This is a genomic window from Streptomyces sp. NBC_01716 (assembly GCF_036248275.1).
Classification (GTDB): domain Bacteria; phylum Actinomycetota; class Actinomycetes; order Streptomycetales; family Streptomycetaceae; genus Streptomyces.
In genome coordinates this window covers 4362831-4388817 of record NZ_CP109181.1, presented here as the reverse complement: position 1 = coordinate 4388817, position 25987 = coordinate 4362831, and the positions used below count along the sequence as shown (strand labels likewise).

The following is a 25987-nucleotide window of genomic DNA, read 5'->3' as shown; positions in this document are numbered from 1 at the left end:
TCGGCCAGACGGGACTTCTAAAACACGCCCTAGGTGTTGTCCGGCGGGCAGGACCTAGAAGTTGCTCGCGGGAGCAGCAGCGGGGTGGCCAGGAGGAGGAGCCCCGCGACGGCGATCGCCGTACGGGGAGTGGTGAGGGCGGCCAGCAGACCCCACGAGGCGGTCACCGCGGCGATGGCGGCGCTGCTGCTGACCGACCACGAGGTCAGGGTGCGGGCGACCCGGTCGGCCGCGATGTGTTCCAGCCGGTAGGTGGCCAGGACCGGGTTGAACACCGCGCAGCAGGTCACCAGGCCGAATTGGACGGCCATGACGAGGGCGATCCCGGGCACACCCGGCTGCACGAACGCCAGCCCGACCGGCCAGCAGGCGCGCGAAACCCCGGAGACGATCAGCACCCTGCGCTGCCCGAACCGTGCCACGAGCCGGCGCGCGAGGCGGGAGCCGACGAGGCCGCCGACGCAGGGGAGCGCGAACGCGAGACCGTACTGCCAGGGTGTCCACCCGAGACTGCCCAGCAGAAGTACGGCCAGCAGCGGCTCGGCCGCCATGATCAGGGAGTTGACCGTGAGGGAGTTGAAGAACAGCCGGCGGAGGGTGGGTTGACCGAGGATGGCGCGCCACCCTTCGAGCAGATCGCCCGCGCGCAGCCGCTGCGGCGCGGCGGCGCGCGGCGGGCTCGCGCGGCAGGGCGGGCTCGGTTCGCTCCCGCCGATGGCGCGGATGCCCGCGGCCGAGAGCAGATAGCTGACGGCGTCGGCCGCCACGGTCGTCACCGGGCCGAGGATCGCGATCGCCGCTCCCCCGAGCGGCGGTCCGACCATCGTCGCGGTCCATGTCGTGGACTCGAAGCGGCCGTTGGCGATGAGCAGGTCCTTCGGCGGCACAAGCGTCTTGAGGTACGCGCCGCCGGCCGCGTTGAAGGCGATGTTGGCCGCAGCGACGACGACGGAGACGACGAGGAGCTGGGCGAAGCTCAGCCTGCCGAACGCGAACGCGGCGGGGACACTCATCAGCGCCGCGAACCGGACCAGGTCCATGGCCACCATGACCGGCCGTTTGCGGCGGAACTCCACCCACGGACCGAGCGGCACCGCCAAGAGCGCTCCAACCGCCCGCCCGGTGGCGGCCAGCGCCGCGACCTGGGCCGGCCCGGAGTCCAGTACGAGGACAGCCATCAGGGGAAAGGCGCCGAACCCGAGCGCCGTACCGTACGAACTGACGGCGTACGACGCCCACAGCCACCCGAACCGCCGCCCCAGCTTCCCCCCGCCCGCCATACCCATGCCCCTCTCGCCCCTCTGACCTGCTGGCCTGCCGACCCCGGCCATCAAAGCGAGTGGCGGCCGGCGGGATCAAACGACCGGTCAGGGCCCGAGCCACAAAAGTTCGTTGTGCGCCGACGGGCACACTGGTGGGATGGACCGATGGAACGTGATGCGTCGGTGGCCCCGGACCGGGGGCAGTACCCGGACGCGGTGACCCCCTGGGAACAGGCCGAGTGGCGGGAGACCGCCCTCGGCTGGGCGGAGCGCCGGCTCGCGGCTCATGGGCTGCGCGAAACGGGACGGCGTACGGTGCGGGTGCGGCCCTGGTCCGTGCTGGTGCGGATGCCGGTCGAAGAGCACGAAGCCGTGTGGTTCAAGGCCAACCCGCCCGGCAGTGCTTTCGAAGCCGGACTGACCGAGGCGCTGGCGGGCTGGGTCCCCGAGCACGTACTGAAGCCGCTCGCCGTCGACACCGACCGAGGCTGGTCACTGCTTCCGGACGGCGGGCCGCTCTTCAGGGACGCACTGAACCGCGGCTCCGGCGGCCCGGGGGACTGGGAGGAACTGCTGCGCCAGTACGCCGAGATGCAGCGGGCCCTGCGGCCGTACTCCGAGAAGATCGAACTGCTGGGTGTTCCCAACGCCCGTCCGGCCGTTCTCCCGGAGATCTTCGACAGCGTCGTCGACAGCAACACCGAGCTGGGGCCCACCGGCCGCGAGGCGCTGCGCGCGTCGCGCCCCCGCCTCGTGGACTGGTGCGCGGAGCTCGCGAACATCGGCATCGCCGACACGCTCGACCACTCCGATCTGCACGACGGCCAGCTCTTCGCCCCGGAACCGGGCCGTTTCACCTTCTTCGACTGGGGCGACGCGGCGGTCTCACACCCCTTCTGCAGCCTGCTGGTCCCCGCGCTGGCGGCCCGTGACCGATACGGCTCCGAGGTACTGCCGCGACTCCGGGACGCCTACCTGGAGCCATGGACGGGCCCCGGCCACACCACGGCCGAACTGCGACGCGCCGCCACCCTGGCCTGGCGCCTCGGCGCGATCGGCCGAGCCTGCGCCTGGGGCCGTCTCTTCCCCGGGACATCCGACGGCGCGGTCGCCCCGGGGGACGCGGAGAGTGCCCGCTGGCTGGTCGAACTCTTCGCCGACCCCCTTGTGTGACGCGGACGGCGCCGTACGGGCTCGCCGGCGTACCGGGCCTAGGGCGTTTCCTCCGAGGCTGGCTTCCACTCCTCCACGAGCAGCCCGAGCAGCACCTCGTCCAGGAACTCGCCCATCACCCAGGCCGACGAGCGCAGCGCACCCTCGCGGACGAAGCCGTTGCGCTCGGCGGAGCGCAGCATCGCGGCGTTGTCCGACAGCGTCTCGATCTGCAGCCGGTGCAGGCTGCGCACGACGAAGCCGTAGTGGCACAGCACCGCGACCACGTCGGTCCCGTAACCCTTGCCACGGGCCGATGGCAGCAGCCCCAGTCCGATGTGCGCGGACCGGTTGTGGGTGTCGATGCCCCACAGCGTCGCGGCGCCGACCAGCGCGCCGCCGTCCAACTCCACCACGGAGAACGGGACGTGCCCCTGCTCCTTGTCGTCCACCACGGCCGGCGATTCCTTCGACCCGGGCGTGATCGGCCGCCACGGCCCCGCCTCGGCCCGCGCGGCGTTGACCACGTCGCCGTAGAGCTCGGCCTCCAGAATCGGAACGTCCTCGTCATGCCGGGCCCTGAGCCCGACCTTACTGCCTCGTAGCATGCAGGCTTCCTATCCGACCGGGCCGACAGGCGGCAAACCAATAAACGATCGCGCCGAACTACCCGGCATCCCGCGGCATTTCCTCGGACCCGGCATCAACAGCCGCCCGCTCCACCCACTCGCGCACGCTCACGGCATGCTCGATGCGGTTGACGATGTCCGTCTTGGCCGCCGCGTCCAAGGTCTCCGGGATCTTGTCGAACGTGTCGGGAAGAACGTCGAGCAGGCCGTGGATCTGTTCGCCGGTCCTGACGGTCAGCAGCAGCTCGCACCTCCACTGTGGTGACACCTCCGGACGGTGGCTGAGCTGGTGCACGAGTGCCGGGAACAGGTAGTGCGTCGCTTCCGCAGCGAGGTGCTCCTGGAGCCAGTCGACCGGGAGCCTCTGACTGAAGCCACATACGGCGGCCTCCTGTTCCAGGCCCAGGAGGCCGACAGTGTCGACGGCTCGGACCGTGCGCGGAAGGGCTGAGGTCACCCCAAGAGGATGGCAGGTGCCTCGGACCGCCGATGGATCAACGAAGCCAGGCTGTGATGCCCTGACGGGCGATGTCCCAGACTTCATCGAACTCCTCCCGGGTCAGCCGCTCCGGATCGTGTCCTTCCCACTCCGAAACAGGCAACTCCGCGGTGAGTCCGTACCAAGGGGGCAACGTGACGCACGTCACTGGAACTCGCCACACGGTGCCGGACAGGTCCCAGACGTGACCACAGAATTGCGCACTCGGATCAGGGACGGCGACCCCGACGCCTTCGCGGAGCTCTTCGACGCCTACGCGCGCGCCGTGTACAACCACGCCTTCCGGCTGACTGCCGACTGGTCCGTCGCGGAGGACGTCATGGCGGAGGCGTTCATGGCGGCCTGGCGGATGCGGGAGAAGCTGGACGCGGACGGGGGATCGCTGCGTCCGTGGCTGCTCGGCGTCGCCACCAACGTCGCACGCAACCACTTGCGGAGCAACCGGCGTTACCGCGCGGCGGCCGCCGCGTCGGTCACCGACGCCCGTCGGGGCGCGCTGGAGATCCCCGACCACGCCGGTGAGATCGCCGGCCGGGTGGACGACCGCCGGCGACTGGCCGCCACCCTGCGCGCGCTGGCCTCCCTGAAGCGCCGCGAACGTGAGGTGCTGGTGCTGTGCCTGTGGGAGGGCATGCCGTACGCGGAGGCGGCTACCGTCCTGGGCATCCCCGTCGGTACCGTCCGCTCCCGGCTGTCCCGCGCCCGCAAGAAGCTGAGCAAACTCGCCGACGCCGAACTCGCCGCGGAGAAAAGGGAACTCGTCGCGCCAGTTCGACAGGTAAGAGGAGACCGCGCATCCGCGGTCCGGTCCGCACGGGAGGGAAACCGATGAACACCGATCGTTCACCGCGTCCGGCCGAGTGGCGGGAGACCGAGGGTCTCCTGCCGCCGGCCGAGCGGGATCTGCCGGTGGGCCGCCACGAGTTCCACAAGGAGCGCCTCATGGCCCAGATCCACGACGAGACCCGCACCACCGCCCCCGCCGCCGCCCCCGCCCGCCCCCAGGAGCGGCGCGGCTGGTTCCGGCGCCCGGCGATCGTCCTGCCCCTCGCGGCGTGTGCCCTGGCCGGCGTGATCGCGACCAGCGGTGTCCTCGCCGGACAGGACGGCACCGACGGCGGCACCGGCCTCATCGCCGGGCCGGTCCTGACCACCGAGATCGGCAGCGCCAGCGCCACCGGCACCGTCGCCCTGCTCGACCGAATCTCCCTGGCCGCCGCGGAGTCCCCGGCCCAGGAGCCGCGCGCCGACCAGTTCCTCTACGTGGAGTCCACCACCGCCGGCACCCACGTCAGGACCTCCGGCGACGAGCACACCGTGGTCAGCAAGAAGCCGCACCGCCGGCAGGTCTGGCAGTCGCCCGACGGGCGCAAGGGATGGCTGATCGAGCCGGGCGTCAGCCCCGAGGGCGGCGAGACGCTCGACTCGCCGCACGGTTCCTCCTCGTCGTGGGACATCCTGAGCAAGCTGCCCACCGACCCCGACGCCCTCCTCAAGAAGGTCTACGCGGAGAGCGAAGGGCAGGGCAACAGCCGAGACCAGGCGGCGTTCTCCGCGATCGGGGACCTGCTCGGCGAGAGCTACCCGCCGTCCGGGCTGGAGGCCGCGCTGTACAAGGCCGCGGCGAAGATCCCCGGTGTCGTCAAGGTCGACAGCGCCGTCGACGCCGAGGGACGCGAGGGCATCGCCGTGGCGCGCCTGGACAACGTCAGCGGTGAGCGCGAGGAGTGGATCTTCGAGGAGAAGACCCTCGCCTTCCTCGGCACGCGGCACGTGCAGGTCACCAAGGTCGAGAACCCCAACCCCGAGGACCTGCTGATCAAGCCCGGCACCGTCACCCACACCAGCGCCGTGACCAGCCGCGCCATCGTCGACGGCATCAAGCAGACGCCCACCCGGGCGAGCTGAACACCGGCACCCGGACGGGGTGCGGGCGTGCCCTCCCCGGAAGCGTCCGGCGAGGGCGCGCCCGCGCCCCCCTTCTACTTCCGCAGGGCGTGCGCGAGGGCTTCGTCCAGCAGTTCCCGCAGGGCCGATGAGGTCGGTGCGACGGCGGTGGCGAGCAGCGCCGGACCGCCGGCCAGCGGCGTGAGGACGGCGCATCCGTCCCGGGAACCCTCGCCGAGGAGGACGGGGCCACGGGGCGTGCCCATCTCGGGGTCGACCAGCAGGAGTTGGCCGGCGGCGCGGTGTGTGTGCAGGACGGCCGGGCCGTCCCAGCCGGGCTCGGGGTCCCCGTACGCCGTCCGCTGGTCGAGCAGCGGTCTTCCGGCGCGGTGGACCAGGAGTCGGCTGACGAGGTGGCCCGGATCCTCGTTGGCCCGGCCCAGGAGCTGCTCCTCTCGCAGCAACAGCCGGGAGGTGGCGGCGAGTTCCACGGTGCAGGTCTGCCGGAGGTTGCTGCCTGCGGCGCTGATCAGCGGCTGGGGCAGCCAGCGCAGGGTGGTGTGTTCCCCGGCGGTGAGCCGTACGTCGTAGGTGGCCGGGGCGGTGGTGGGGCCGCGCAGGGCGAGCGTGGCGGCGGCCGTCGTGACTTCCAGTACGGCCCGGTCCCCGGCGGTCACGTCGATGGTGAGCCGGTCGCCGCCGAGCGGGGCACTCATCGCACCGATGATCCCCACCTTGGCGGTGTTTCCTTCGGTGCGCATGCGCCGGAGGTGGAACGGGCCGTCACTGCGCAGCTGCGGAAGCGTGGTGGCGCGCCCGTTGTACGTGGCGCGGATACGGGCCGTGGCCCGCACCCCGTCCGGGTGCCCGGCGGGCTCCTCGGCTCCGGAGGGGGCTCCGGGGGCTCCGGAGGGGGCTCCGGTCAATGCCCCCTGGTCCACGGCAAGTTGCGCGGCGGGGCTCATACGGCGGCCTTGGCGTGCCACTCGTTGAGGTGGGCGGTGACCCAGTCGGCGACCTCGCGGATGCCGTCGTCCGAGGTGAGGCTGGTGAAGATGACGGGAAGGCCGCCGCGTTGCCGTTCGGCGTCGGCGGCCATGGTGGCGAGGTCGGCGCCGACGTGCGGGGCGAGGTCGGTCTTGTTGATGACGAGGAGGTCGGCGGTGGTGATGCCGGGGCCGCCCTTGCGGGGGATGTCGTCGCCGCTGGAGACGTCGATGACGAAGATCTGCTCGTCGACGAGACCCTTGGAGAAGGTCGCGGTGAGGTTGTCGCCACCGGACTCGACGAGCGTGAGGTCGAGGGGGTGGAGGGCCCGCTCCAGGTGTTCGACGGCTTCCAGGTTGGCCGAGATGTCGTCGCGGATCGCGGTGTGCGGGCACGCGCCGGTCTCCACCGCGGTGATCCGCTCGGGCGACAGCACGGCCTCGCGCAGCAGGTATTCGGCGTCCTCGCGGGTGTAGATGTCATTGGTGACGACGGCGATGGACCAGCGGTCGCGCAGGGCGCGGCAGAGCGCGGCGACGCTCGCTGTCTTGCCGGAGCCGACGGGCCCGCCCAGGCCGACCCGGAGGGCTCGGCGGGTGCCGTCGGCGCTGAACGGCTCGGCGCTGTGGGTGTGGTGGAGCGGCATGGTGACGGGCTGGTCGAGGTGCACGAAGAACTCCAGAGATGGGGAGGTTCAGGAGGCGAAGAGCCGCACGGTCCAGGCGGCATGCTGTTCACCGGTGATGTCCAGCAGCGGCGAGGACGCCGACGGCAGGGCGTCGACGCCCTCGACCGCGACGCGGTCCGCGGCTCGGGCTGCGGCCGTGGCGACGGCGCCGGTCTCGGCGCTGAGGCGGGCCAGCAGCCCCGAGGCATCGAGCGGGTCGAGGCTGAGCAGACGCACCGCCGCAGTGGCCGGGCCACTGACGCTCTCGTACGCGGCGGCACAGGCGGCGTCCAGCGGGGTGAGCCCGGCAGCGCGGGCGGCGAGCCCCAGCACGAGCGGCTGGTGGGCGCCGCGAGGACGCTCGGCGGCCAGCCGTTCCAGCTCTTCGGACGGGAAGGTGGCACGGGCCGCGCGCATCAGCTGCCGGCCCAGCCGACGCGCGACGGCGCGCAGCGCGGGGACGGGGGTGCGTGCGTCGGCTGCCTCGTCCAGCAGCAGCGGGTCGACTCCGGCGGCAGCCGCGGCTGCCAGACCGGCCATGGTCAGGCCGGTGGTGTGCAGACGGCCGCGGCAGAACGCCTGGAGGCTGTCGGTGTCGTGTACGGCTTTGTGGGCGATCGCGGCTTCGACGCCGCCTGAGTGGGCGTGCCCTCCGGCGGGGAAGCGGCCGTCGGCCAGCAGGAGCAGGGCTGCACGGCTCATGGGTGAGCGGCTGCCTTTCACATTCACGGGGTCGGAGGTCGCGCCGGACGTGGGGCGGGCATGGCGTACCCGCCCGGGGCTCGGCCGCGACGGCCGGGCAGGTGGCCGTTCAGAAGAGGAAGTACCGCTGTGCCAGAGGTACTTCGCTGACGTACGAGCGCGGCACGGTCGCGCCGTTGAGCTCCGTGCGGGCATCGCTCGTGGTCGCACCGCCGATGGTGACCTCGAAGCTGTTGTGGTCGACTTCGAGGCTGTCGGGCACGGTGTCGTTCAGTTTCATGTCGGCCTTCGTCACGTCCCGGGTGCGTGCGATGTCCACGAAGTCCTTGCCGAGACCGAGACCCGGATTGCCGCTGGTGCCGTCTCCGTTCAGTTTGCCGGCCACGCCCGGAGCCACGAAGTTCACCGAGTTGCGTCCCGGGGAGCGGCCGGTGGAGCCCCAGACCGGGCGCGCCTGATAGGGCTGCGGCGTGGTGATCGACGCGTTGGCGTCACCGACCTGCGCGTACGCGAGCTGGCCGCCCTTGAGGACCATGTGCGGTCTGACGCCGTAGAACTTCGGCTCCCACAGCACCAGGTCGGCGAGCTTCCCGGTCCGCACATCGCCGACGTGGCCGTCGATGCCATGGGTGATAGCCGGGTTGATCGTGTACTTGGCGACGTACCGGCGGGCCCGGAAGTTGTCGTTCGGCTGCCGCCGCCGGTCGTTGAAGGAGTGGTTCGTGTCGTCGGTGACCGCGCGGACCCCCGCGGCTTCGAGGTCCTCCTTCAGCGCCCCGTAGCGGCTCTTCATGACGTGCGCGGTCTGCCAGGTGCGCATGACCATCTCGCCGATGCGGCCCATCGCCTGGGCGTCGGAGGACATCATGGAGATCGCGCCCATGTCGTGGAGGAGATCCTCCGCGGCCATGGTGGACGGCCGGATCCGGGAGTCGGCGAAGGCGATGTCCGCCGGGATGTCCGGGTTGAGGTGATGGCACACGATCATCATGTCGACGTGCTCCTTGACGGTGTTGACCGTCAGAGGACGCGTCGGATTGGTCGAGGCCGGGAGGACGTTCGGTTCCTTGACCAGTTCGATCATGTCGGGCGCGTGACCGCCGCCGGCACCCTCGACATGGAAGATGTGGAGGGAGCGCGCCTTCATCTTCATGGGCTTCCCCCCTGCGTCCCTGCCGTCCCCGGTGAAAGCCGCACGCGTACTCTCCAGGAACCCCGACTCGTTCAGCGAGTCGGCGTGCAGGGCGAGCTGGACTCCGCGCTCTTCACAGACGTCCAGGGCCCGGTCGATCACCGCGGGCGTGGCGCCCCAGTCCTCGTGGATCTTGAAACCACAGACACCGGCGTCCACCTGCGCGTTGAGCTCGTACTCGTTCATCGTGCTGCCCTTGCCGAGCAGACCGATGTTGACCGGGAACTCGTCCAGCGCCTCGAAGACCCGCCTGATGTGCCACGCGCCCGGGGTCACGGTGGTGGCCGTACTGCCTTCCGCCGGTCCCGTACCGCCGCCGATCAGGGTGGTCACACCCGAGGCCAGCGCCTCGTGGATCTCCCCGGGGCAGATGAAGTGAACATGGGTGTCCACGCCACCCGCCGTGAGGATCCGCCCATTGCCGGAAATGACCTCGGTGCTCGGCCCGATGACGAAACTCACCGGCGTCACCGGCACCGGCACCGTGTTGCCCGGAGTCGTACGGTTCGGCGTCTCGAACCTGTCGCTCGCGATCGGGTCCATCGTCTCGGGGTTGTACGCCTTGCCGATGGCCGTGATCGCGCCGTCGCGGATGCCGACGTCGGCCTTGACCACACCCCACCAGTCCAGGATCAGCGCGCCTGTGATCACGGTGTCCACTGGCCGGTGGTCCGTGGCGGTGCCGTCGGTGTGCCTTCCGTCCCTGGCGAGGTGCGACATTCCCATCGACTCGCGGATCACCTTGCCGCCGCCGAAGATCACCTCGTTGCCGCTGTACGAAGGACCGCCGCTCCAGTCGGCCTCGATCTCCAGCGTGAGGTCGGTGTCGGCGAGCCGGACCCGGTCCCGCGTGGTCGGTCCGTACAGCGCGGTGTAGTCCGCCCGCGTCAGCTCGTTGCCCGGCTTCGGCCCCTGGCCGTGGCCTTGTCCCCGCGGGTCCCTCATCGGACGATCCCCTCGCGCAGTCCCTGGATCCTGGTCAGGTCGCTGGTGTCGCCGCCGCCGGCCGTGACATCACCCTGGATCTGCACCAGTTCCACGGAGCGCTCGTCGCCGGGCTCGAAGCGCACGGACGTGCCTGCGGCGATGTTGAGCCGTCGCCCCTTCGCCGCGTCGCAGTTCCACAGACCGCGGTCATCCGGGACCGCCTGGCCGGCGGGGACCTCGACGCCGACGACCTTGAGCCCCGGGTTGACCTCGGCGAAGTGATAGTGGGAGCCGACCTGGACGGGACGGTCCGACTCGTTCCTCACCTTGATCCTCGTCCTGCCAGGACCCGGCAAGGTGGTGGCGTCCCTCTGCAGGCTGACGCCCTGTGTGTCCCCGTCGAGGTGCACGTTGAAGTAGATCGGGTCATACCGGCCGACCTGCGATGAGTCCGGTTCACTGGGCGGCCGGGGGTGCTCGACCTTCCCCGGGTGGACGCCCGGCTCCTCCGCACCTTCCGGAACAGGATCGTGGATGGTCACCAGCTTGGTGCCGTCCGGGAAGGTGGCCTCCACCTGGACGTTCTTGATCATCTCCGGGACGCCGTCCATCACCTCGTCACGGGTGAGCAACTGCCGCCCCGAGTCCATGATGTCGCTGACCGTCGCACCATCGCGTGCCGCCTCGAAGACATGCACCGTCAACAGGGCCATCACTTCTGGATAGTTGAGGCGCAGCCCGCGGTCACGGCGCCTTTGTGCAACGTCGGCCGCGACATGGATCAGCAGGCGCTCCCGCTCATGCGGAGTCAAATGCACGATGAGCCATTTCTCTTGGTCGGACAGTGCGTGCGACCAGACACACCGGAGATCACGAACACATCCCCCAGGCCGGCGACCGGGCGCTCCTCGATCATCGGCGGACAAGTTCAGCGAAACGGCCGAACCTCGGATAAACCACACCACCTGATGAACCCGCGCTGCGGGACGACCAGACCCACCGGACAGGGCCTAGGGCGTGTTTTAGAAGTAGCGTCGTCCGCCCATCGGGCGGGGCCCACGGCGTCTGGTGCGTGCGATCGCAAGGCGGAGGATCATCCTCGTACTGGACGTACTTGGATGACTCCGACAACGCAGCGAGCGTGCGTGCCAGGCGTCGTGGGCCAGACGGGACTTCTAAAACACGCCCTAGGTCTGTGCCATGTCCACGAAGCGGGAGTAGTGGCCCTGGAACGCCACCGTGATCGTCGCCGTCGGACCGTTACGGTGCTTCGCCACGATCAGGTCCGCCTCGCCCGCGCGCGGCGACTCCTTCTCGTACGCGTCCTCCCGGTGCAGCAGCACCACCATGTCCGCGTCCTGCTCGATGCTGTTGTGAATGTTGATCCCGTCCGCTACGAAGTTGTGCGTCCCCAACACCGTCGCGTCGTAGACCTCTTGCCTTCCTTGGCTCTCCACGGAAACGACCTCGTCCCAGAAGACGTCACTCGTGGCCAGCATGTCCAGATCGGCGCTCCGGAGAACCTCGGCCACCTTCGACAGTCGCGCACGACCCGGTGACGCTTTGTAGAGCGCAGACCCGCGGTAATTCGTACCCAGCGCCGGCTGGAAGGCGCGGGTCGTCACCGCCTGTCCGCGCATCAGCTCGCGCACGGTGTCCCATACCTGCTTGGGCACCGTGTCCAGGTTGGTGTTCGGCTTGACATCCCGCAGCCGCTCCGAGGCCGTGATCACGTGCCTGGCCCGCGCCCCATGAACCCCCACGTCCTGGAGGAATCGCCGCTGGTCGTCCACACCTGAGATATCAACCGTCCATCCCGGCCGCCCCCGGGTATTGTCCACGGCGCGCAGCCGTCCACGGATGTCCAGACGCAGCAGCAACAACTGGAGGTCGCGGGCCAGCCGCTCGCTCGTCGTCGCGTAGTAGATCCGCACCGCGCCGGACTTGGAGACCGTCACCGAGCCGTCCGTCGCCCACAGATGGCGCAGGAACAGTTGAACCTGCTCGTCCGGGAGCCCGAAAAGCTCGGGCGGCAGAAACTTCTCGTGCGCGCGCTTGCCGTAGAGCCCGAAGCGATCCAGCCACTCGGCAAGGGGATTGCGGCGACCGGGAGTCAGCTTGAAGGGAGCGGGCAGGTAGACGTGCCACCACGACTGCTGCTGCTCGCGGCGCGGCGTGATCCCGAAGTGTGCCGCCGCTTCCTCGACGGCGCGGAGGTTCGCATCGTCGTTGCTTGTGTAGTGAATCGACTGGCGCGGCGCCACACAGCCGTCGCCGAGGAGGTGAGCGAGCATGACCAGCTCCGGCTCCGGCCACGACGTCGTACGCGCGGGAGCATCGATCCGACGGGGAGTCGCGATCCGCGAGCCGACACCCAGCTCGCCGAGCGGCCGCCAGCCGTCGTATGTCAGGAACGGGTGATTCGCCGTCGCCTCGATCTCCCTGCCCGAGGCCAGCCTCAGCCGAAAGACCTCCTTCACGCCGCTCGGGAAAACATGCGTCATCATGCGGGGTACGAGTCTGAGGTTCTCGTCCAGCGACCAGACAGGGATGTCCCGCTCACCACTGGCGAGCAGCTCGCCCATCGTGACCTCCGCGCCCGTGTCGGCACGGAGGACGCGGGTGCCTGCCGTGACGCAGCCCGACTCGCGCAGGTCCGAGACCATCGGCTTCTTGTCCGTGCGCTGCTCGGGGCCACGGTTCAGCTGGGAGAGCGCGATCACCGGGAGCTCCAGCTCCTTCGCCAGCAGTTTGAGGTTTCGCGACATGTCCGAGACCTCCTGCTGGCGGCTCTCCGCGCGCTTCGAGCCGCCGGACTGCATCAGCTGGAGATAGTCGATGACCACCAGCTTCAGTCCGTTGCGCTGCTTGAGCCGGCGGCACTTCGCGCGGATCTCCATCATCGACAGGTTCGGTGAGTCGTCGATGTACAGCGGCGCCTGGGAGACGTCCGGCATCCGGCGGGCCAGTCGCGTCCAGTCCTCGTCGGTCATCGTGCCCGAGCGCATATGGTGCAGCGCCACCCGTGCCTCGGCCGAGAGCAGACGCATCGCGATCTCGTTGCGGCCCATCTCCAGGGAGAAGATGACGCTCGGCAGGTTGTTCTTGATGGAGGCCGCGCGCGCGAAGTCCAGCGCGAGCGTGCTGTTGTGGGTGGGGATCATGAAACGAGTCGCGAGGTACAGGTGCGCGGGGTTGTCCACCTGGACGCAGCGGACCGGGACGCTGTCCACCTCCTCGACAGCCGTGATGAAACGCCGCGTGGGCTCCGGTGTCGCCTCGTCGGCGGTCGTGAAACTGATCGTGTAGCGCGTGGAGGACTCTTCCGGCCCTTCGTCGACGCGGTCGACGCGCTCGGTCGACACCTCGCACCGGTGCCCGAGGCTCAGCACCAGCTCACGGAAGCCCTCGGCGAGAGCGCGATTCGTAACGGCGAAGCGCGCCGATCCCGTGCCGGTCACCGCGCCGTCGGTGCCGAGAATGCCTGCGAGGAGTGCGCGACGCTGCGCGAGGGAGGCCCGTAGGTACTCCTGGGGGATGTGCTTGTCCCCCAGAAGTCCCCTCGCCGGGTCCTCGCCCGCGTCGCCGAGCCGGGCGCCCAGCGCGTACGGAGCCACGGGGAGATCGCGCTCGGGCAGGTCAAGAGGTGCGGTGGTCCGTACGGAGTGGTTCGCGCGCCCGTCGGAGGTGAGACAGCGGACCGTTTCGGCGATCTCCTTGGTGGTCCTGACCCCAGCCGATCGGCCGGAGGCGCGCGTGTCCGTGAGCCACTGGTGTTCGGCATCGGCGACGACGCTCGACCCGTCATCAAAAGTGATCTTGTAGCAGGGGCGATCACGCATGATGTCGGTCGCGGCCACCACCCGTGTGGGTCGGCCCGTCGCGTCGAGGAGGAAGTCGCCCGGCTGCGCCTCTCCCATGGTGGTCCAGCCGGTGGGAGTGGGCAGCGGGGTGTCCAGAGCAAGGGCTTTGCCCATCGCGGGACGGGCCGCGATGACGATCATCTGGCCCGGGTGCAGCCCGTTCGTGAGCGAGTCGAAGTCCGTGAACCCTGTCGGCACGCCCGTCATCTCACCGCTGCGTGAACCGATCGCCTCGATCTCGTCGAGCGCGCCCTCCATGATGTCGCCGAGGGGCAGGTAGTCCTCGCTGGTGCGCTGTTCGGTGACCGCGTAGATCTCGGCCTGGGCGGAGTTGACGATCTCGTCGACGTCGCCGTCCGCCGCGTATCCCATCTGCGTGATCTTGGTACCGGCCTCGACGAGGCGCCGCAGCACCGCGCGCTCGTGCACGATCTCCGCGTAGTACGACGCGTTCGCCGCCGTCGGCACCGACTGGACCAGCGTGTGCAGATACGACGCTCCGCCGACCCGGGTGATCTCACCGCGCTTGGTCAGCTCGGCGGCCACCGTGATGGGGTCGGCCGGCTCGCCCTTCGCGTACAGGTCGAGGATCGCCTGGAAGACCGTCTCGTGCGCGGGCCGGTAGAAGTCGTGGCCCTTGATGATCTCCACGACGTCGGCGATGGCGTCCTTGGAGAGGAGCATGCCGCCGAGGACGGACTGCTCGGCGTCCAGATCCTGGGGGGGCACCCGCTCGAAGCCGGGTGATCCGCCGTCCCACGACGCGTTGTCCCTGCCGCGCTCGTGCTGCTCCTCGCGGCCCTTCACCTCACCGCGGCGCTGGCGGGAGACGGGCAGACGATCGCTTGGCCCGGCTTCGGTCCAGGGGTCGTCCAATGGCTCGGGGATGCTCATCCGGCCACCTCCTCCCGTCCGCCCAGCGGACCTAGGGCCTGTCGTGTGGATCTTGCCTGGCTCGCGGCCCGATCCACACGACAGGCCTTGGCCGTGCCACTCTTTCTACGGCACCGCACTGACAAATCGAGTGGCCTGACTCCGGTTCCGGCACGTCGGACGCCGGTCCACGGTAGGCCTGCGGGGACCGTCCGCCAATCTGGTTATCCACAGGCCATGTGGACGAAGGACCATATGCTGTGGAGAACCCCGGTGAACCTGTGCACGGACCGGGGGACAGCACTGTGGACAACCTCGCGAACCCGCCACCACACCCCCTCTGAGCTGGACTTTCTCCGTCCACCGGCTGTGGGGGAGAAAAACTTTTCAAGCTGGTCCAAGATCCGAGCAAACGGCGCACAGCAGCGCCCGGTTCTCCCCAAGCGGTAAGGATCAACTCCCCATTGCATCTCTTACCTGTGGAAGATTAGATTGACCGCATGACACAGGTCCCCACGGCACCCGGGTCCGGGCCCGACAGCCGGTCCGAGGCCGGCCCGTCGAAGGCTCGCCCGCCGAAGGCCGGACCGCCCAAGGCCGACCGGCGCCGGCACGATAGCGAGATCGTCGCACTCGCCGTACCCGCCTTCGGCGCCCTCGTCGCCGAGCCGCTGTTCCTGATGGTCGACAGCGCGATCGTCGGCCATCTCGGCACTCCGCAGCTCGCCGGTCTGGCCATCGCGGCGGCCCTGCTGACCACGGCCGTGAGCATCTTCGTCTTCCTCGCCTACGCCACCACGGCCGCTGTCGCCCGTCGCGTCGGCGCCGGCGATCTTCAGGCTGCCGTCCGGCAGGGCGTGGACGGCATCTGGCTCGCCCTGCTGCTGGGCGCCGCCGTCATCGCCGTCACCCTCCCCCTGGCGCCCTGGCTCGTCGACATCTTCGGCGCCTCCGACACCGCCGCGCCGTACGCGATCACCTATCTGCGGATATCCAGCCTCGGCATCCCCGCGATGCTGGTCGTCCTGGCGGCGACCGGCGTCCTGCGCGGTCTCCAGGACACCCGGACCCCGCTGTACGTCGCCATCGGCGGCTTCGCCGCCAACGCCGTCCTCAATGTGGGCCTTGTCTACGGCGCCGGTCTTGGCATCGCCGGTTCCGCCTGGGGCACGGTCATCGCCCAGTTCGGCATGGCCGCCGCCTATCTGATCGTGGTCGTACGAGGCGCGCGCCGCCACGGCGCCTCACTGCGGCCCGACTTCGCCGGCATACGGGCGAGCGCCCAGGCGGGCGTACCCCTCCTCGTCCGTACGCTCTCCCTGCGCGCCGTCCTGATGATCGCCACCGCCGTCGCCGCCCGGCTCGGTGACGCCGATGTCGCCGCGCACCAGATCATCCTGTCGCTGTGGAGCCTGACGGCCTTCGCGCTCGACGCCATCGCCATAGCCGGACAGGCCATCATCGGCCGGTATCTGGGGGCGAACGATCCCCAGGGCGCCAGGGACGTCTGCCGTCGCATGGTGCAGTGGGGTGTGGTCTCCGGCGTGGGGCTCGGGGTGCTCATCGTGCTGGCGCGCCCTCTGTTCATCCCGCTCTTCACCGGCGACCGGGTGGTCCAGGACACACTGCTCCCGGCGCTTCTGGTGGTGGCGGTCACCCAGCCGATCGCGGGCGTCGTCTTCGTCCTGGACGGTGTGCTGATGGGTGCGGGCGACGGCCCTTATCTGGCGAAGGCGATGGTCGTAACGCTGGCGGTCTTCGCCCCGGCCGCACTCCTGGTGCCGGTGTTCGGGGGCGGCCTCACCGCCCTGTGGTGGGCCATGACGCTCATGATGGCGGTCCGCATGCTGACGCTGTGGCTCCGCACCCGGTCCGGCCACTGGCTGGTCACGGGCGCCACCCGCTGACCGGCCCCGGGGCGGGCCGGTCGGGCAGGCCCCGGCAAGTCAGGCCGCGCCCGGCCGGACCGCTCTGGTTTCACGTGAAACCACGCACGTGAAACCACGAGAGGGCCGCACCCCCGACTGGGGCGCGGCCCTCCCACTGTCTGCCGGACACCAGGCGGACCCGGTGAACCAATGCGGTCAGAGCCCTACGCGGGCACGACCTCGACGCCGAACTTCGCGGCGACCTCGGGGTGCAGACGCACGGACACCTGGTGCGAGCCCAGGGTCTTGATCGGCGAACCGAGCTCGATACGGCGCTTGTCGACGTCCGGGCCACCGGCGGACTTGATCGCCGAAGCGAGGTCGGCCGGGGTGACGGAGCCGAAGAGACGGCCGGCGTCGCCGGAGCGAACGGCCAGACGCACCTTCACGCCTTCGATGCGGGCCTTGATCTCATTGGCCTGCTCGATGGTGGCGATCTCGTGGATCTTGCGAGCGCGACGAATCTGCTCGACGTCCTTCTCGCCGCCCTTGGTCCAGCGGATCGCGAAACCACGCGGGACCAGGTAGTTACGGGCGTACCCGTCCTTGACGTCGACGACGTCACCGGCGGTGCCGAGGCCGGAGACCTCTTGAGTGAGGATGATCTTCATGATTAGGTCACCCTCCCCTTATCGCGCGGTGGACGTGTAGGGCAGCAGCGCCATCTCACGGCTGTTCTTGACGGCCGTGGCGACGTCACGCTGGTGCTGCGTGCAGTTGCCGGTGACGCGGCGGGCACGGATCTTGCCACGGTCGGAAATGAACTTCCGCAGCATGTTCGTGTCCTTGTAGTCCACGTACTGGGTCTTGTCCTTGCAGAACGCGCAGACCTTTTTCTTAGGCTTGCGCACAGGCGGCTTCGCCATGGTGTTTCTCCTGTGTGATCAAGAAAGTGGGAGCGAGCTGCCCTAGAAGGGCGGCTCGTCCGAGTAGCCGCCGCCGGAGCCGCCGGAACCGCCGGAGCTTCCGCCCCAGCCGCCTCCGTTGCCCCCGCCGCCCTGCGGCTGCTGCTGGCCGCCGGCCGGCGCGCTGGTCGCCCAGGGGTCGTCGGCGGGTGCTCCGCCGCCGCCCTGCTGGCCACCGCCGCCGGAACCGCCGCCCCAGCTGCCGCCGCCCTGCTGCTGACCGCCGCCACCGCCGCCGTAACCGCCCTGGGCGCCGCGACCGGTGGTCTTGGTGACCTTGGCCGTGGCGGTCTTCAGGCTGGGGCCGACTTCCTCGACGTCCAGCTCGTAGACCGTGCGCTTGACGCCCTCGCGGTCCTCGTAGGACCGCTGCTTCAGCCGGCCCTGCACGACGACGCGCATGCCCCGCTGAAGCGACTCGGCGACATTCTCGGCCGCCTGACGCCAGACCGAGCAGGTGAGGAACAGGCCTTCGCCGTCCTTCCACTCGTTGGTCTGCCTGTCGAAGATGCGGGGAGTGGACGCGACACGGAACTTCGCGACCGCCGCACCGGACGGGGTGAAGCGCAGCTCGGGGTCGTCGACGAGATTGCCGACGACCGTGATGACGGTCTCGCCTGCCATTGGGTGAACCTCTCGGCGGGGATTGCTTCTTGCTGCTGGCTGCTACTCGGACCCGATGACCGCTGAGCTAGGAGCTCAGTGGGTCTCGGGACGGAGGACCTTGGTCCGGAGGACCGACTCGTTCAGGTTCATCTGTCGGTCGAGCTCCTTGACGATCGCGGGCTCAGCCTGCAGATCGATGACCGAGTAGATGCCCTCGGGCTTCTTCTTGATCTCGTAAGAGAGACGACGACGGCCCCAGGTGTCGACCTTCTCAACCTTTCCTTCGCCCTCACGGACGACGGAGAGGAAGTTCTCGATCAGCGGGGAGACTGCTCGCTCCTCGAGATCGGGGTCGAGGATGACCATCACCTCGTAGTGACGCATGTGGAACCCACCTCCTTTGGACTCAGCGGCCACGGTCGTTCCGTGGCAGGAGGGTCGTGATGCGTGAGCAACGGTATCGGCCGCCACTGACAATCCCGCTCGACGAGCGATTCGACGAGCGATGATCGATTTCTGGCCTGGGCAGACACCGGTGCAGACCGTACAGACTACCCGCAGACCGGCTTCCGGTTGAAATCCGGCCGGGTACGGACGCACTCTGTACACATCGGGTGTGGGCGGCGTTACGAAGCGCCGCTTCCGGCAAGGCGCCAGGAGGTGCCCCATGGCACAGGCAACGCAGACGCGACCGAAGTCGACCGGTTCTCTCTTCGCCACCGATCACCGGCCCCATCCTCTCCAGGACACCCTGCTCTGGGTGACCGCGGTGCTGGGCGTCCTCGCGTTCATCTCCGGGATGTTCCACAACCTGCATCTGCTCAGCTCCTGGGCGGGGCTCATCGGCATCCTCACCGGCCTGTACAGCCAGTACGTCTCCGTGACGACGCACGAGCGGTTCGCGACGCTCATGGGTCTGGGCTCGGCCGGCGTCGGCTTCTACCTCGGCATGGCACACGGTGGCCTGTTCGGCGGAGTGCTGGGCTGACGCCCGCTCCGAAGGCGGGCCCGGTGCCCGCTCCGCCCCGTGGCCAGCCGGGGCGCTCCATCGGCAAGTAGGCTTCGGCGCGAGAGCCGGAGCCCCCCTACTCCATGGGGACACATCTGCGAGGAGCGCCCCGCATGACCCTGACGCTGAGCACCATCAGTCGCGAGCAGCATCTGGCGTACATCCAGAGTCTGCCCGCGGCCAGCCACTGCCAGGTCCCCGCGTGGGCGGACGTGAAGACGGAATGGCGCTCGGAGAGCCTGGGCTGGTTCGACAGGGACGGCCAGTTGGTCGGCGCCGGACTGGTGCTCTACCGCCAACTGCCCAAGATCAAGCGGTATCTGGCGTATCTGCCCGAGGGCCCGGTCATCAACTGGTACGCCCCGAATCTGAGCGACTGGCTCCAGCCGATGCTGGCTCATCTGAAGAACCAGGGCGCGTTCTCCGTGAAGATGGGCCCGCCGGTCGTGATCCGCCGCTGGGACGCGGGAGCCATCAAGTCGGGCATCCAGGACCAGGACGTCAAGCGGCTGCGTGACGTCGAGGCGACCCACATCGAGCCGCGCGCCTTCGAAGTGGCCGACCGGCTGCGCAAGATGGGCTGGCAGCAGGGCGAGGACGGCGGGGCCGGCTTCGGAGACGTACAGCCCCGCTACGTCTTCCAGGTGCCGCTGGCCAACCGCTCCCTGGACGATGTCCTCAAGGGCTTCAACCAGCTGTGGCGGCGCAACATCAAGAAGGCGGAGAAGGCGGGCGTCGAGGTCGTCCAGGCCGGCTACAACGACCTGGAGGAGTGGCAGCGGCTCTACGAGATCACGGCCGAGCGCGACCACTTCCGGCCCCGTCCGCTCTCGTACTTCCAGCGGATGTGGACCGTCCTCAACTCCGAGGACCCCAACCGCATGCGGCTGTACTTCGCCCGGCACGAGGGGGAGAACGTCGCCGCCGCGACGATGCTCATCGTGGGCGGCCATGTCTGGTACTCCTACGGGGCGTCGGCCAACCACAAGCGGGAGGTCCGGCCCTCGAACGCGATGCAGTGGCGGATGCTCCGTGACGCGTACGCGATGGGGGCCACCGTCTACGACCTGCGCGGCATCTCCGACTCCCTCGATGAGACCGACCACCTCTTCGGTCTCATCCAGTTCAAGGTGGGAACGGGCGGCGAGGCCGTCGAGTACGTGGGTGAGTGGGACTTCCCGCTCAACAAGCTGCTCCACAAGGCTCTCGACATGTACATGTCTCGCCGCTGATCCCGGCCCCCGGGCGGCGGAGTGCCGGTGGTCAGCACGCTGCGGAGCAGGACACCGGTGAACCGCACCAGCGCGCCCAGTAATCGCGTAAGGCCCCAAGGCCCGCGATGACGTTCATATCCTTCATACACCGCAGCCGAGAGAAAGGTTCCGGACCGGCATGGCGCTCTCCCTCTACGTCGACACCGCGCGCTGGCGGGCGCACCAGAAGTCGGTCATTGACCAGTTCCCGGGCCTCGTCCCGGTCTGCAAGGGCAATGGCTACGGCTTCGGACACGAGCGGCTCTCCGAGGAGACCACCCGCTTCGAGTCCGACATCCTCGCGGTCGGCACGATCTACGAAGCCGCCCGTATCAAGGACTGGTTCAGCGGCGACCTGCTGGTCCTGACCCCCTTCCGCCGCGGCGAGGAGCCCGTACCGCTGCCCGACCGCGTCATCCGCTCCGTCTCCTCGGTCGACGGCGTCTTCGCCCTGGTGGGCGCCCGCGTCGTCATCGAGTGCATGAGCTCCATGAAGCGCCACGGCGTCCGCGAGCAGGAGCTGGGCCAGCTGCACGCGGCCATCGAGGACGTACGCCTCGAAGGCTTCGCCCTGCACCTACCGCTCGACCGCACGGACGGCTCCGACGCGGTCGAGGAGGTCATCGGCTGGATGGACCGGCTGCGCGCCGCCCGGCTCCCGCTGCACACCATGTTCGTCAGCCATCTGCGCGCCGAGGAACTCGCCCGTCTCCAGCGGCAGTTCCCGCAGACCCGGTTCCGCGCCCGCATCGGAACGCGGCTGTGGCTCGGCGACCACGACGCCACCGAGTACCGGGGCGCCGTGCTGGACGTGACCCCTGTCGTCAAGGGCGACCGGTTCGGCTACCGCCAGCAGAAGACCGCCTCCGACGGCTGGCTGGTGGTCGTCGCCGGCGGTACGTCGCACGGGGTCGGGCTTGAGGCTCCCAAGGCCCTGCACGGCGTGATGCCGCGTGCCAAGGGCGTGGCGCGGGCGGGCCTGGCGACGGTCAACCGCAATCTGTCGCCGTTCGTCTGGTCGGGCAAGCAGCGCTGGTTCGCCGAGCCGCCGCACATGCAGGTGTCGATCCTGTTCGTGCCGGCCGACGCGCAGGAGCCCAAGGTGGGCGACGAACTGGTGGCGCATCTGCGCCACACGACCACCCAGTTCGACCGGCTCGTGGACCGCTAGCCTGCCTGCTTGCTAGGCCCCGTCCGGATCTGGCCGTACCCCCCACGACACCCGCTGCGCCGCCTCCACCGTGTGCGCCGCGGGCGCCGTCGGCCGGGCCGCCTGCCCCAGCACGAACACGTCCCGTGCCCCGTCCAGCACCCCGCCCGACGGATCGTCCGAACCGTCGCGCCGTACGCCGTCCCGCTCCGGCAGCAGGATGTCCCGTACGACGACGGCGCACAGGTACAGCGTCCCCAGCAGGTGCAGCGCGATGGCCAGTTGGTAGCCCTCGGTCGGCAGTCCCTTGTGGGCGTCCCCGCTCGTCGTGTACGCGAGATACATCCAGATGCCCAGGAAGTACATGACCTCGCAGGCCTGCCAGAACAGGAAGTCGCGCCACCGCGGCCGGGCCAGCGCGGCGAGCGGGACCAGCCACAGCACGTACTGCGGCGAGTAGACCTTGTTGGTCAGGATGAAGGCGGCGACGACCAGGAAGGCGAGCTGCGCGAACCTGGGGCGCCTCGGCGCGGTCAGCGCGAGCGCCGCGATCCCCGCGCAGGCCAGGACCATCAGCACCATCGACCAGGTGTTGACGGTCTCGACCTCCAGGGACCGGCCGGTGCGCTGCGTGATGATCAGCCAGAACGATCCGAAGTCGACCTGCCGCTCCTGGCTGAAGGTGTAGAACTTCTTCCACCCCTCCGGCGCGAGCAGCATCACCGGCAGGTTCACCAGCAGCCACGAGGCGGCCGTTCCGCCCAGCGCGGCCCCGAACTCCCGCAGCCGCCCCGCGCGCCAGCACAGCAGCAGCAGAGGCCCCAGCACCAGTACGGGATAGAGCTTGGCCGCCGTCGCGAGGCCGATGAGGACGCCGAAGGCCAGCGCACGCCCGCGCGACCACATCAGCATCCCGGCCGCCAGGAGCGCGACGGCCAGCAGATCCCAGTTGATGGTGGCGGTGAGGGCGAAGGCGGGCGCGAGGGCGAGGAGCAGCGCGTCCCAGGGGCGGTGCCGGTGGGTGCGGGCGACGCTCACGGCGATGACCGCCGCGCAGATCATCAGCATCCCCGCGTTGACCATCCAGTACATCTGCTCGCGGTGCTGGATCGAGCCGCCGCCGGGGGTGAACCAGGACGCGACCTCCATGAACAGCCCGGTCAGGACGGGGTACTCCAGGTACTGCATGTCGCCGTCGAGCCGGTCGAAGTACGGCACGAGACCGTCGGCGAAACCGCGCCCGAGGAAGAGGTGCGGGATGTCCGAGTAACAGGCGTGCGTGTACTGCGAGCCGGCGCCGCGGAACCACGCCCACTCGTAGCAGGGCATCTTCTGCACCATGCCGAGCGCGAACATGCCGATCGCCACCAGCGCGACCACCCGTACCGGAGTCAGCCGGCTGCCGCCGTACCAGGCCCAGCGGCCGATGGGACCGCCGATCAGCTCGCTGCCGGACGCGGCGATGCGGTCCCGCCGGGTGGGCGGTACGACGGGCCGGTCCTTGGGCACCGTGGTGTCTTCTGTGCTCGGCATGCCGCCCATCCTGCCGTACGCCGCTGTGGCACGGCGAAGGCCGCCGCACCGGCCCGTACACGGTGTGTGTACGGCGCTGGTGCGGCGGCCTTCGCCGTGCCACAGGTCGGGGGCTCAGCCGCCTCCCGGACCGCCGAAGAGGCCTCCGTCGTCGGCTCCCTCATCGGTTCCCTCGTCGGGTGGCGGACTGGACGTGGTGCCGCCCGGGTCTCCGATCACCCCGCCGGGATCCTCACCGCCCGGACCACCCGGATTGCCGCCACCGGGACCACCGTCCTCACAGCCCTTCCACTGGTTGCATGACTCGGACTCGCTGACCGTCGGCGACGGCGACTCGGAAGGCGACTCGGAAGGCGACTCCGAGGGCGACTCCGAGGGCTTCTCGGTCAGGGTGGGCTCCGGGGACGACAGGCCCCCTCCGTAGACGGCCTCGCCGATCGGCTCGGGCTCGGGGAACTTCAGGGCCGGCTTGCCCTTCATCGCCACCGTCATGTACGCCTGCCAGATCTCGGCAGGGAACGAGGCACCGTGGATCTCTTCCTTGCCGCCGGTGCCGAACATCTCCAGGAACTCGCGGTTCTTGTTCTTCGCGTCGTCGTCCAGGCGGTACATGTCGATGGCGGTCGACAGCTGGGGGGTGTAGCCCACGAACCAGGCCGACTTGTTGCCGTCGGTGGTGCCGGTCTTGCCGGCCACCTCGCGGCCGTCGGGCAGCTGGGCCGATGTGCCCGTGCCGCCCTTCTCCATGACCACGGACTTCAGGACGTCCGTCACGTTCTGGGCGACGTCGGCGTCAAACCTGGCCTGGGGCTTCTTGTCGTACTTGAAGACGACGACGCCCCTCTCCTTGACCTCCTGGACGGAGTACGGCTCACGCTGCGTGCCGTCGTCGGCGAAGGTGGCGTAGGCACCGGCCATGCGGATGGCGCTGGGGTCGGAGATACCGATGGAGAACGAGGGGTTGCTGCCGCCCGGAAGGCTGTCCGCGAGAAGTCCCGCGTCGACAGCCGACTGCCTGACCTGGGGGATGCCGACATCCATGCCGAGCTGGACGAAGGGGGAGTTGGCCGACACCTTCATGGCTTCGCGCAGATTGATGTCGTTGTAGCTCTCGTCACCGTCGTTGCGCTGGAGCCACTCCTTGCCTTCCTCGTTCGTCCAGATGTCTCCGTTGTACTCCTTGATCTTGAGCTTGTTCTTGCCGCTGTACTCGCTCTTGTCCGGCGAGACCAGCGTGCGCGTGTCCAAGCCCTGATCCGGCCCGAGGTCGGGGTCGCGGACACCGTCACGCATCGCCGCCGCCAGGACGAAGGGCTTGAAGGTCGATCCGACCTGGGCACCGGTCTGGTCGGCGTTGTTGGTGAAGTGCTTGGTGGCGTCCGCGCCGCCGTAGATGGCGACGATCTTGCCGGTCTCGGGCTCCACCGAGGCGCCGCCGAACTGGACGTGGGTGTCCTTGTCCGGGCGCTTCTTGGGGTCGATGTTCGCCTTGTAGACGTCGGTGACGGCCTTGTTGAGCGCCTTGACCTTCTTCTGGTTGAAGGTCGTCTTGATCTCGAAGCCGCCCTTGGCCAGGTCGTCGGCCGTGATGCCCCGGTCGTTGTTGTTGATGAAGTAGGCCTTGGCGAGGTCCACGAGGTAGCCGACCTGCCCGCTGAGCTGCTGGTCCTTCTTCGGCGGTCCGGGCATCGGGAACTCTTTGTACGTCGCCCGCTCCTGCGCGCTGAGATGGCCGTCCTTGACCATCTCGTCGAGAATCCACTTCCAGCGCTTCGCCGCCCGCTCGGTGTTGTTCTTCGCGCTGGCGTTCTTGTCGATCGCCTCGTTGCCGTTGGGGTCGTAGTACGTCGCGCCCTTCAGCAGCGTCGCCAGGAAGGCACACTGGCTGGCGTTCAGGTCCCTGGCGTCCTTGTTGTAGTACGTACGGGCCGCTGCCTGGATGCCGTAGGCGCCGCGTCCGTAGTAAGAGGTGTTGAGGTACCCCGCCATGATGTCGTTCTTCTTCAGGTCCGCGCCGACCTTGATCGAGATGAACAGCTCCTCGAACTTGCGCTTGAAGGTCTGTTCCTGGTTGAGCATGGCGTTCTTGACGAACTGCTGGGTGATGGTCGAGCCACCCTGCGTCTGACCGCCCCTGGCCATGTTGAACACGGCCCGGCCGATGCCCATCGGGTCGACACCCGGGTCTTTTCTGAACGTCTTGTTCTCCGCCGAGATCACGGCGTTCTGCATAGCTTTGGGGATCTGCTCGATCCCGACGATCTGCCGGTTGACCTCACCGCCGGTGGCGACCATCGGCGTGCCGTCGTCCCAGAGGTAGACGTTGTTCTGCGCCTTGGAGGCGAGATTCTCCTTCGGCACCTCGACCATGGCGTACGCGATCGTGCCGGCGGCCAGAAGCCCGCCCATGAAGGCGATGAAGAGGCCGGTCACGAGCTTCCAGGACGGCACCCAGCGCTGCCAGCCGTACTTGTCGTGACGCGGATAGTCGATCAGCCGCTTCTTGCCCGGTCCTCCACGCCCCCGGCCGGCCCCGCCGGGACCTCCGGGTCCACCGCCACGGCGGCCCCCGCCGTGGCCTCCCGCCCCGGCGCCGCCGCCTTCGGCGGCACGTCGGCGGCCCCGCTGGGCCGCCTTACGTGCTTCGGCGCGCCCTCCGTAGGAAGGCTCGGGTTCGTAGGAGTCTGAGTGGGAGGCCGTGGGGACTCCACGGGAGGGGTCCGCGCGGCGGCCCGACGGCCGCTGTGCGGCACGCCTGGCCGCGGCTCGTCCGCCACCCTGGCCACCTTGCGGCTGTGGCTGTTTGCGACGGTGCTCACTCATCGAACGACTACTCCTCGGGCAGGCGCGGGCGCCTGGAAGCGGCAGTTGAGTTCCGGTCCCCCGAGATGAATACGGATGTACCCGCCGTCGGGCTCATCCCGCATGCATCCAGAACGACGACGCTCTCACACGTCACGCGG

General features: G+C 69.3%; 22 protein-coding genes and 1 pseudogene. 7 read left to right on the top strand and 16 right to left on the bottom strand.

Annotated elements, in window-relative coordinates; translation table 11 throughout:
- Window positions 1–29: 29 nt before the first annotated feature.
- Entirely contained in the window at window positions 30–1280 is a 1251-nt protein-coding gene (locus OIE74_RS19080) for an MFS transporter (RefSeq protein WP_329385063.1), read from the bottom strand.
- A 147-nt stretch (window positions 1281–1427) separates the two neighbouring features.
- Here OIE74_RS19080 and OIE74_RS19075 point away from each other — a divergent pair, with 147 nt between their 5' ends.
- The gene (locus tag OIE74_RS19075; RefSeq protein WP_329385061.1) at window positions 1428–2435 is read left to right on the top strand and encodes an aminoglycoside phosphotransferase family protein; all 1008 of its coding nucleotides are present in this window, start codon (window positions 1428–1430) and stop codon (window positions 2433–2435) included.
- A 38-nt stretch (window positions 2436–2473) separates the two neighbouring features.
- On the opposite strand, the gene OIE74_RS19070 is transcribed toward OIE74_RS19075, so the two are convergent.
- A complete protein-coding gene (locus tag OIE74_RS19070) occupies window positions 2474–3022 on the bottom strand; it encodes a GNAT family N-acetyltransferase (protein WP_329385059.1) in 549 nt (182 codons plus the stop codon).
- A 58-nt stretch (window positions 3023–3080) separates the two neighbouring features.
- A complete protein-coding gene (locus OIE74_RS19065; protein WP_329385057.1) occupies window positions 3081–3500 on the bottom strand; it encodes a hypothetical protein in 420 nt (139 codons plus the stop codon).
- A 226-nt stretch (window positions 3501–3726) separates the two neighbouring features.
- On the opposite strand from OIE74_RS19065, the gene OIE74_RS19060 reads away from it, so the two are divergent.
- Together OIE74_RS19060 and OIE74_RS19055 are read left to right on the top strand one after the other, a co-directional pair.
- The gene (locus OIE74_RS19060) at window positions 3727–4374 is read left to right on the top strand and encodes an RNA polymerase sigma factor (protein ID WP_329385055.1); all 648 of its coding nucleotides are present in this window, start codon (window positions 3727–3729) and stop codon (window positions 4372–4374) included.
- On the top strand, window positions 4371–5450 hold the full coding sequence (locus tag OIE74_RS19055; RefSeq protein WP_329385053.1) for a CU044_5270 family protein: 1080 nt from the start codon (window positions 4371–4373) through the stop codon (window positions 5448–5450). The genes OIE74_RS19060 and OIE74_RS19055 overlap by 4 nt, the downstream gene beginning before the upstream one ends.
- A 74-nt stretch (window positions 5451–5524) precedes the next feature.
- Here OIE74_RS19055 and OIE74_RS19050 read toward each other — a convergent pair whose 3' ends face one another.
- The 7 genes and pseudogenes from OIE74_RS19050 to OIE74_RS19020 all read right to left on the bottom strand — a co-directional run bounded on the left by OIE74_RS19050 (window position 5525) and on the right by OIE74_RS19020 (window position 14661).
- Complete coding sequence (locus OIE74_RS19050) at window positions 5525–6394, bottom strand: urease accessory protein UreD (protein ID WP_329385051.1); 870 nt, start codon at window positions 6392–6394, stop codon at window positions 5525–5527.
- Window positions 6391–7086, bottom strand: coding sequence for an urease accessory protein UreG (gene ureG, locus OIE74_RS19045; RefSeq protein ID WP_329385049.1), 696 nt, complete (start codon window positions 7084–7086; stop codon window positions 6391–6393). Before ureG ends, OIE74_RS19050 begins: the two co-directional genes overlap by 4 nt.
- 24 nt (window positions 7087–7110) lie before the next feature.
- Complete coding sequence (locus tag OIE74_RS19040; RefSeq protein ID WP_329385046.1) at window positions 7111–7785, bottom strand: urease accessory protein UreF; 675 nt, start codon at window positions 7783–7785, stop codon at window positions 7111–7113.
- 109 nt (window positions 7786–7894) lie between these two features.
- Window positions 7895–9922, bottom strand: a complete 2028-nt coding sequence (locus tag OIE74_RS19035; protein ID WP_329385044.1) for an urease subunit alpha — start codon at window positions 9920–9922, stop codon at window positions 7895–7897.
- Complete coding sequence (locus tag OIE74_RS19030) at window positions 9919–10314, bottom strand: urease subunit beta (protein ID WP_329392347.1); 396 nt, start codon at window positions 10312–10314, stop codon at window positions 9919–9921. Before OIE74_RS19030 ends, OIE74_RS19035 begins: the two co-directional genes overlap by 4 nt.
- A gap of 111 nt (window positions 10315–10425) precedes the next feature.
- Window positions 10426–10722: pseudogene (locus OIE74_RS19025) on the bottom strand (urease subunit gamma); the annotation flags it as partial.
- A gap of 369 nt (window positions 10723–11091) precedes the next feature.
- Window positions 11092–14661, bottom strand: a complete 3570-nt coding sequence (locus tag OIE74_RS19020) for a replicative DNA helicase (RefSeq protein WP_329385042.1) — start codon at window positions 14659–14661, stop codon at window positions 11092–11094.
- Window positions 14662–15140: 479 nt separating this feature from the next.
- Here OIE74_RS19020 and OIE74_RS19015 point away from each other — a divergent pair, with 479 nt between their 5' ends.
- The gene (locus OIE74_RS19015) at window positions 15141–16547 is read left to right on the top strand and encodes an MATE family efflux transporter (protein WP_329385040.1); all 1407 of its coding nucleotides are present in this window, start codon (window positions 15141–15143) and stop codon (window positions 16545–16547) included.
- Window positions 16548–16732: 185 nt separating this feature from the next.
- Here OIE74_RS19015 and rplI read toward each other — a convergent pair whose 3' ends face one another.
- From rplI to rpsF, 4 genes are all read right to left on the bottom strand, one after another.
- Complete coding sequence (gene rplI / locus OIE74_RS19010; protein WP_329385038.1) at window positions 16733–17179, bottom strand: 50S ribosomal protein L9; 447 nt, start codon at window positions 17177–17179, stop codon at window positions 16733–16735.
- 18 nt (window positions 17180–17197) lie between these two features.
- On the bottom strand, window positions 17198–17434 hold the full coding sequence (gene rpsR / locus OIE74_RS19005) for a 30S ribosomal protein S18 (protein ID WP_003967857.1): 237 nt from the start codon (window positions 17432–17434) through the stop codon (window positions 17198–17200).
- 42 nt (window positions 17435–17476) lie between these two features.
- The gene (locus OIE74_RS19000; protein WP_329385036.1) at window positions 17477–18097 is read right to left on the bottom strand and encodes a single-stranded DNA-binding protein; all 621 of its coding nucleotides are present in this window, start codon (window positions 18095–18097) and stop codon (window positions 17477–17479) included.
- 75 nt (window positions 18098–18172) lie between these two features.
- Window positions 18173–18463: a 30S ribosomal protein S6 gene (gene rpsF / locus OIE74_RS18995; RefSeq protein WP_069626054.1), complete on the bottom strand. Its 291-nt coding sequence runs from the start codon at window positions 18461–18463 to the stop codon at window positions 18173–18175.
- A 283-nt stretch (window positions 18464–18746) separates the two neighbouring features.
- On the opposite strand from rpsF, the gene OIE74_RS18990 reads away from it, so the two are divergent.
- The 3 genes from OIE74_RS18990 (at window position 18747) to OIE74_RS18980 (ending at window position 21512) form a co-directional block, all read left to right on the top strand.
- Window positions 18747–19067: a hypothetical protein gene (locus OIE74_RS18990; protein ID WP_329385033.1), complete on the top strand. Its 321-nt coding sequence runs from the start codon at window positions 18747–18749 to the stop codon at window positions 19065–19067.
- 134 nt (window positions 19068–19201) lie between these two features.
- Window positions 19202–20320, top strand: a complete 1119-nt coding sequence (locus OIE74_RS18985) for a lipid II:glycine glycyltransferase FemX (RefSeq protein ID WP_329385031.1) — start codon at window positions 19202–19204, stop codon at window positions 20318–20320.
- Between the two features lie 160 nt (window positions 20321–20480).
- Window positions 20481–21512, top strand: coding sequence for an alanine racemase (locus OIE74_RS18980; protein WP_329385029.1), 1032 nt, complete (start codon window positions 20481–20483; stop codon window positions 21510–21512).
- A gap of 12 nt (window positions 21513–21524) precedes the next feature.
- Here the strand turns inward: OIE74_RS18980 and OIE74_RS18975 are convergent, their stop codons facing one another.
- The gene (locus OIE74_RS18975; RefSeq protein ID WP_329385027.1) at window positions 21525–23024 is read right to left on the bottom strand and encodes a glycosyltransferase family 87 protein; all 1500 of its coding nucleotides are present in this window, start codon (window positions 23022–23024) and stop codon (window positions 21525–21527) included.
- 114 nt (window positions 23025–23138) lie between these two features.
- The gene (locus tag OIE74_RS18970; RefSeq protein ID WP_329385025.1) at window positions 23139–25847 is read right to left on the bottom strand and encodes a transglycosylase domain-containing protein; all 2709 of its coding nucleotides are present in this window, start codon (window positions 25845–25847) and stop codon (window positions 23139–23141) included.
- Window positions 25848–25987: the final 140 nt, after the last annotated feature.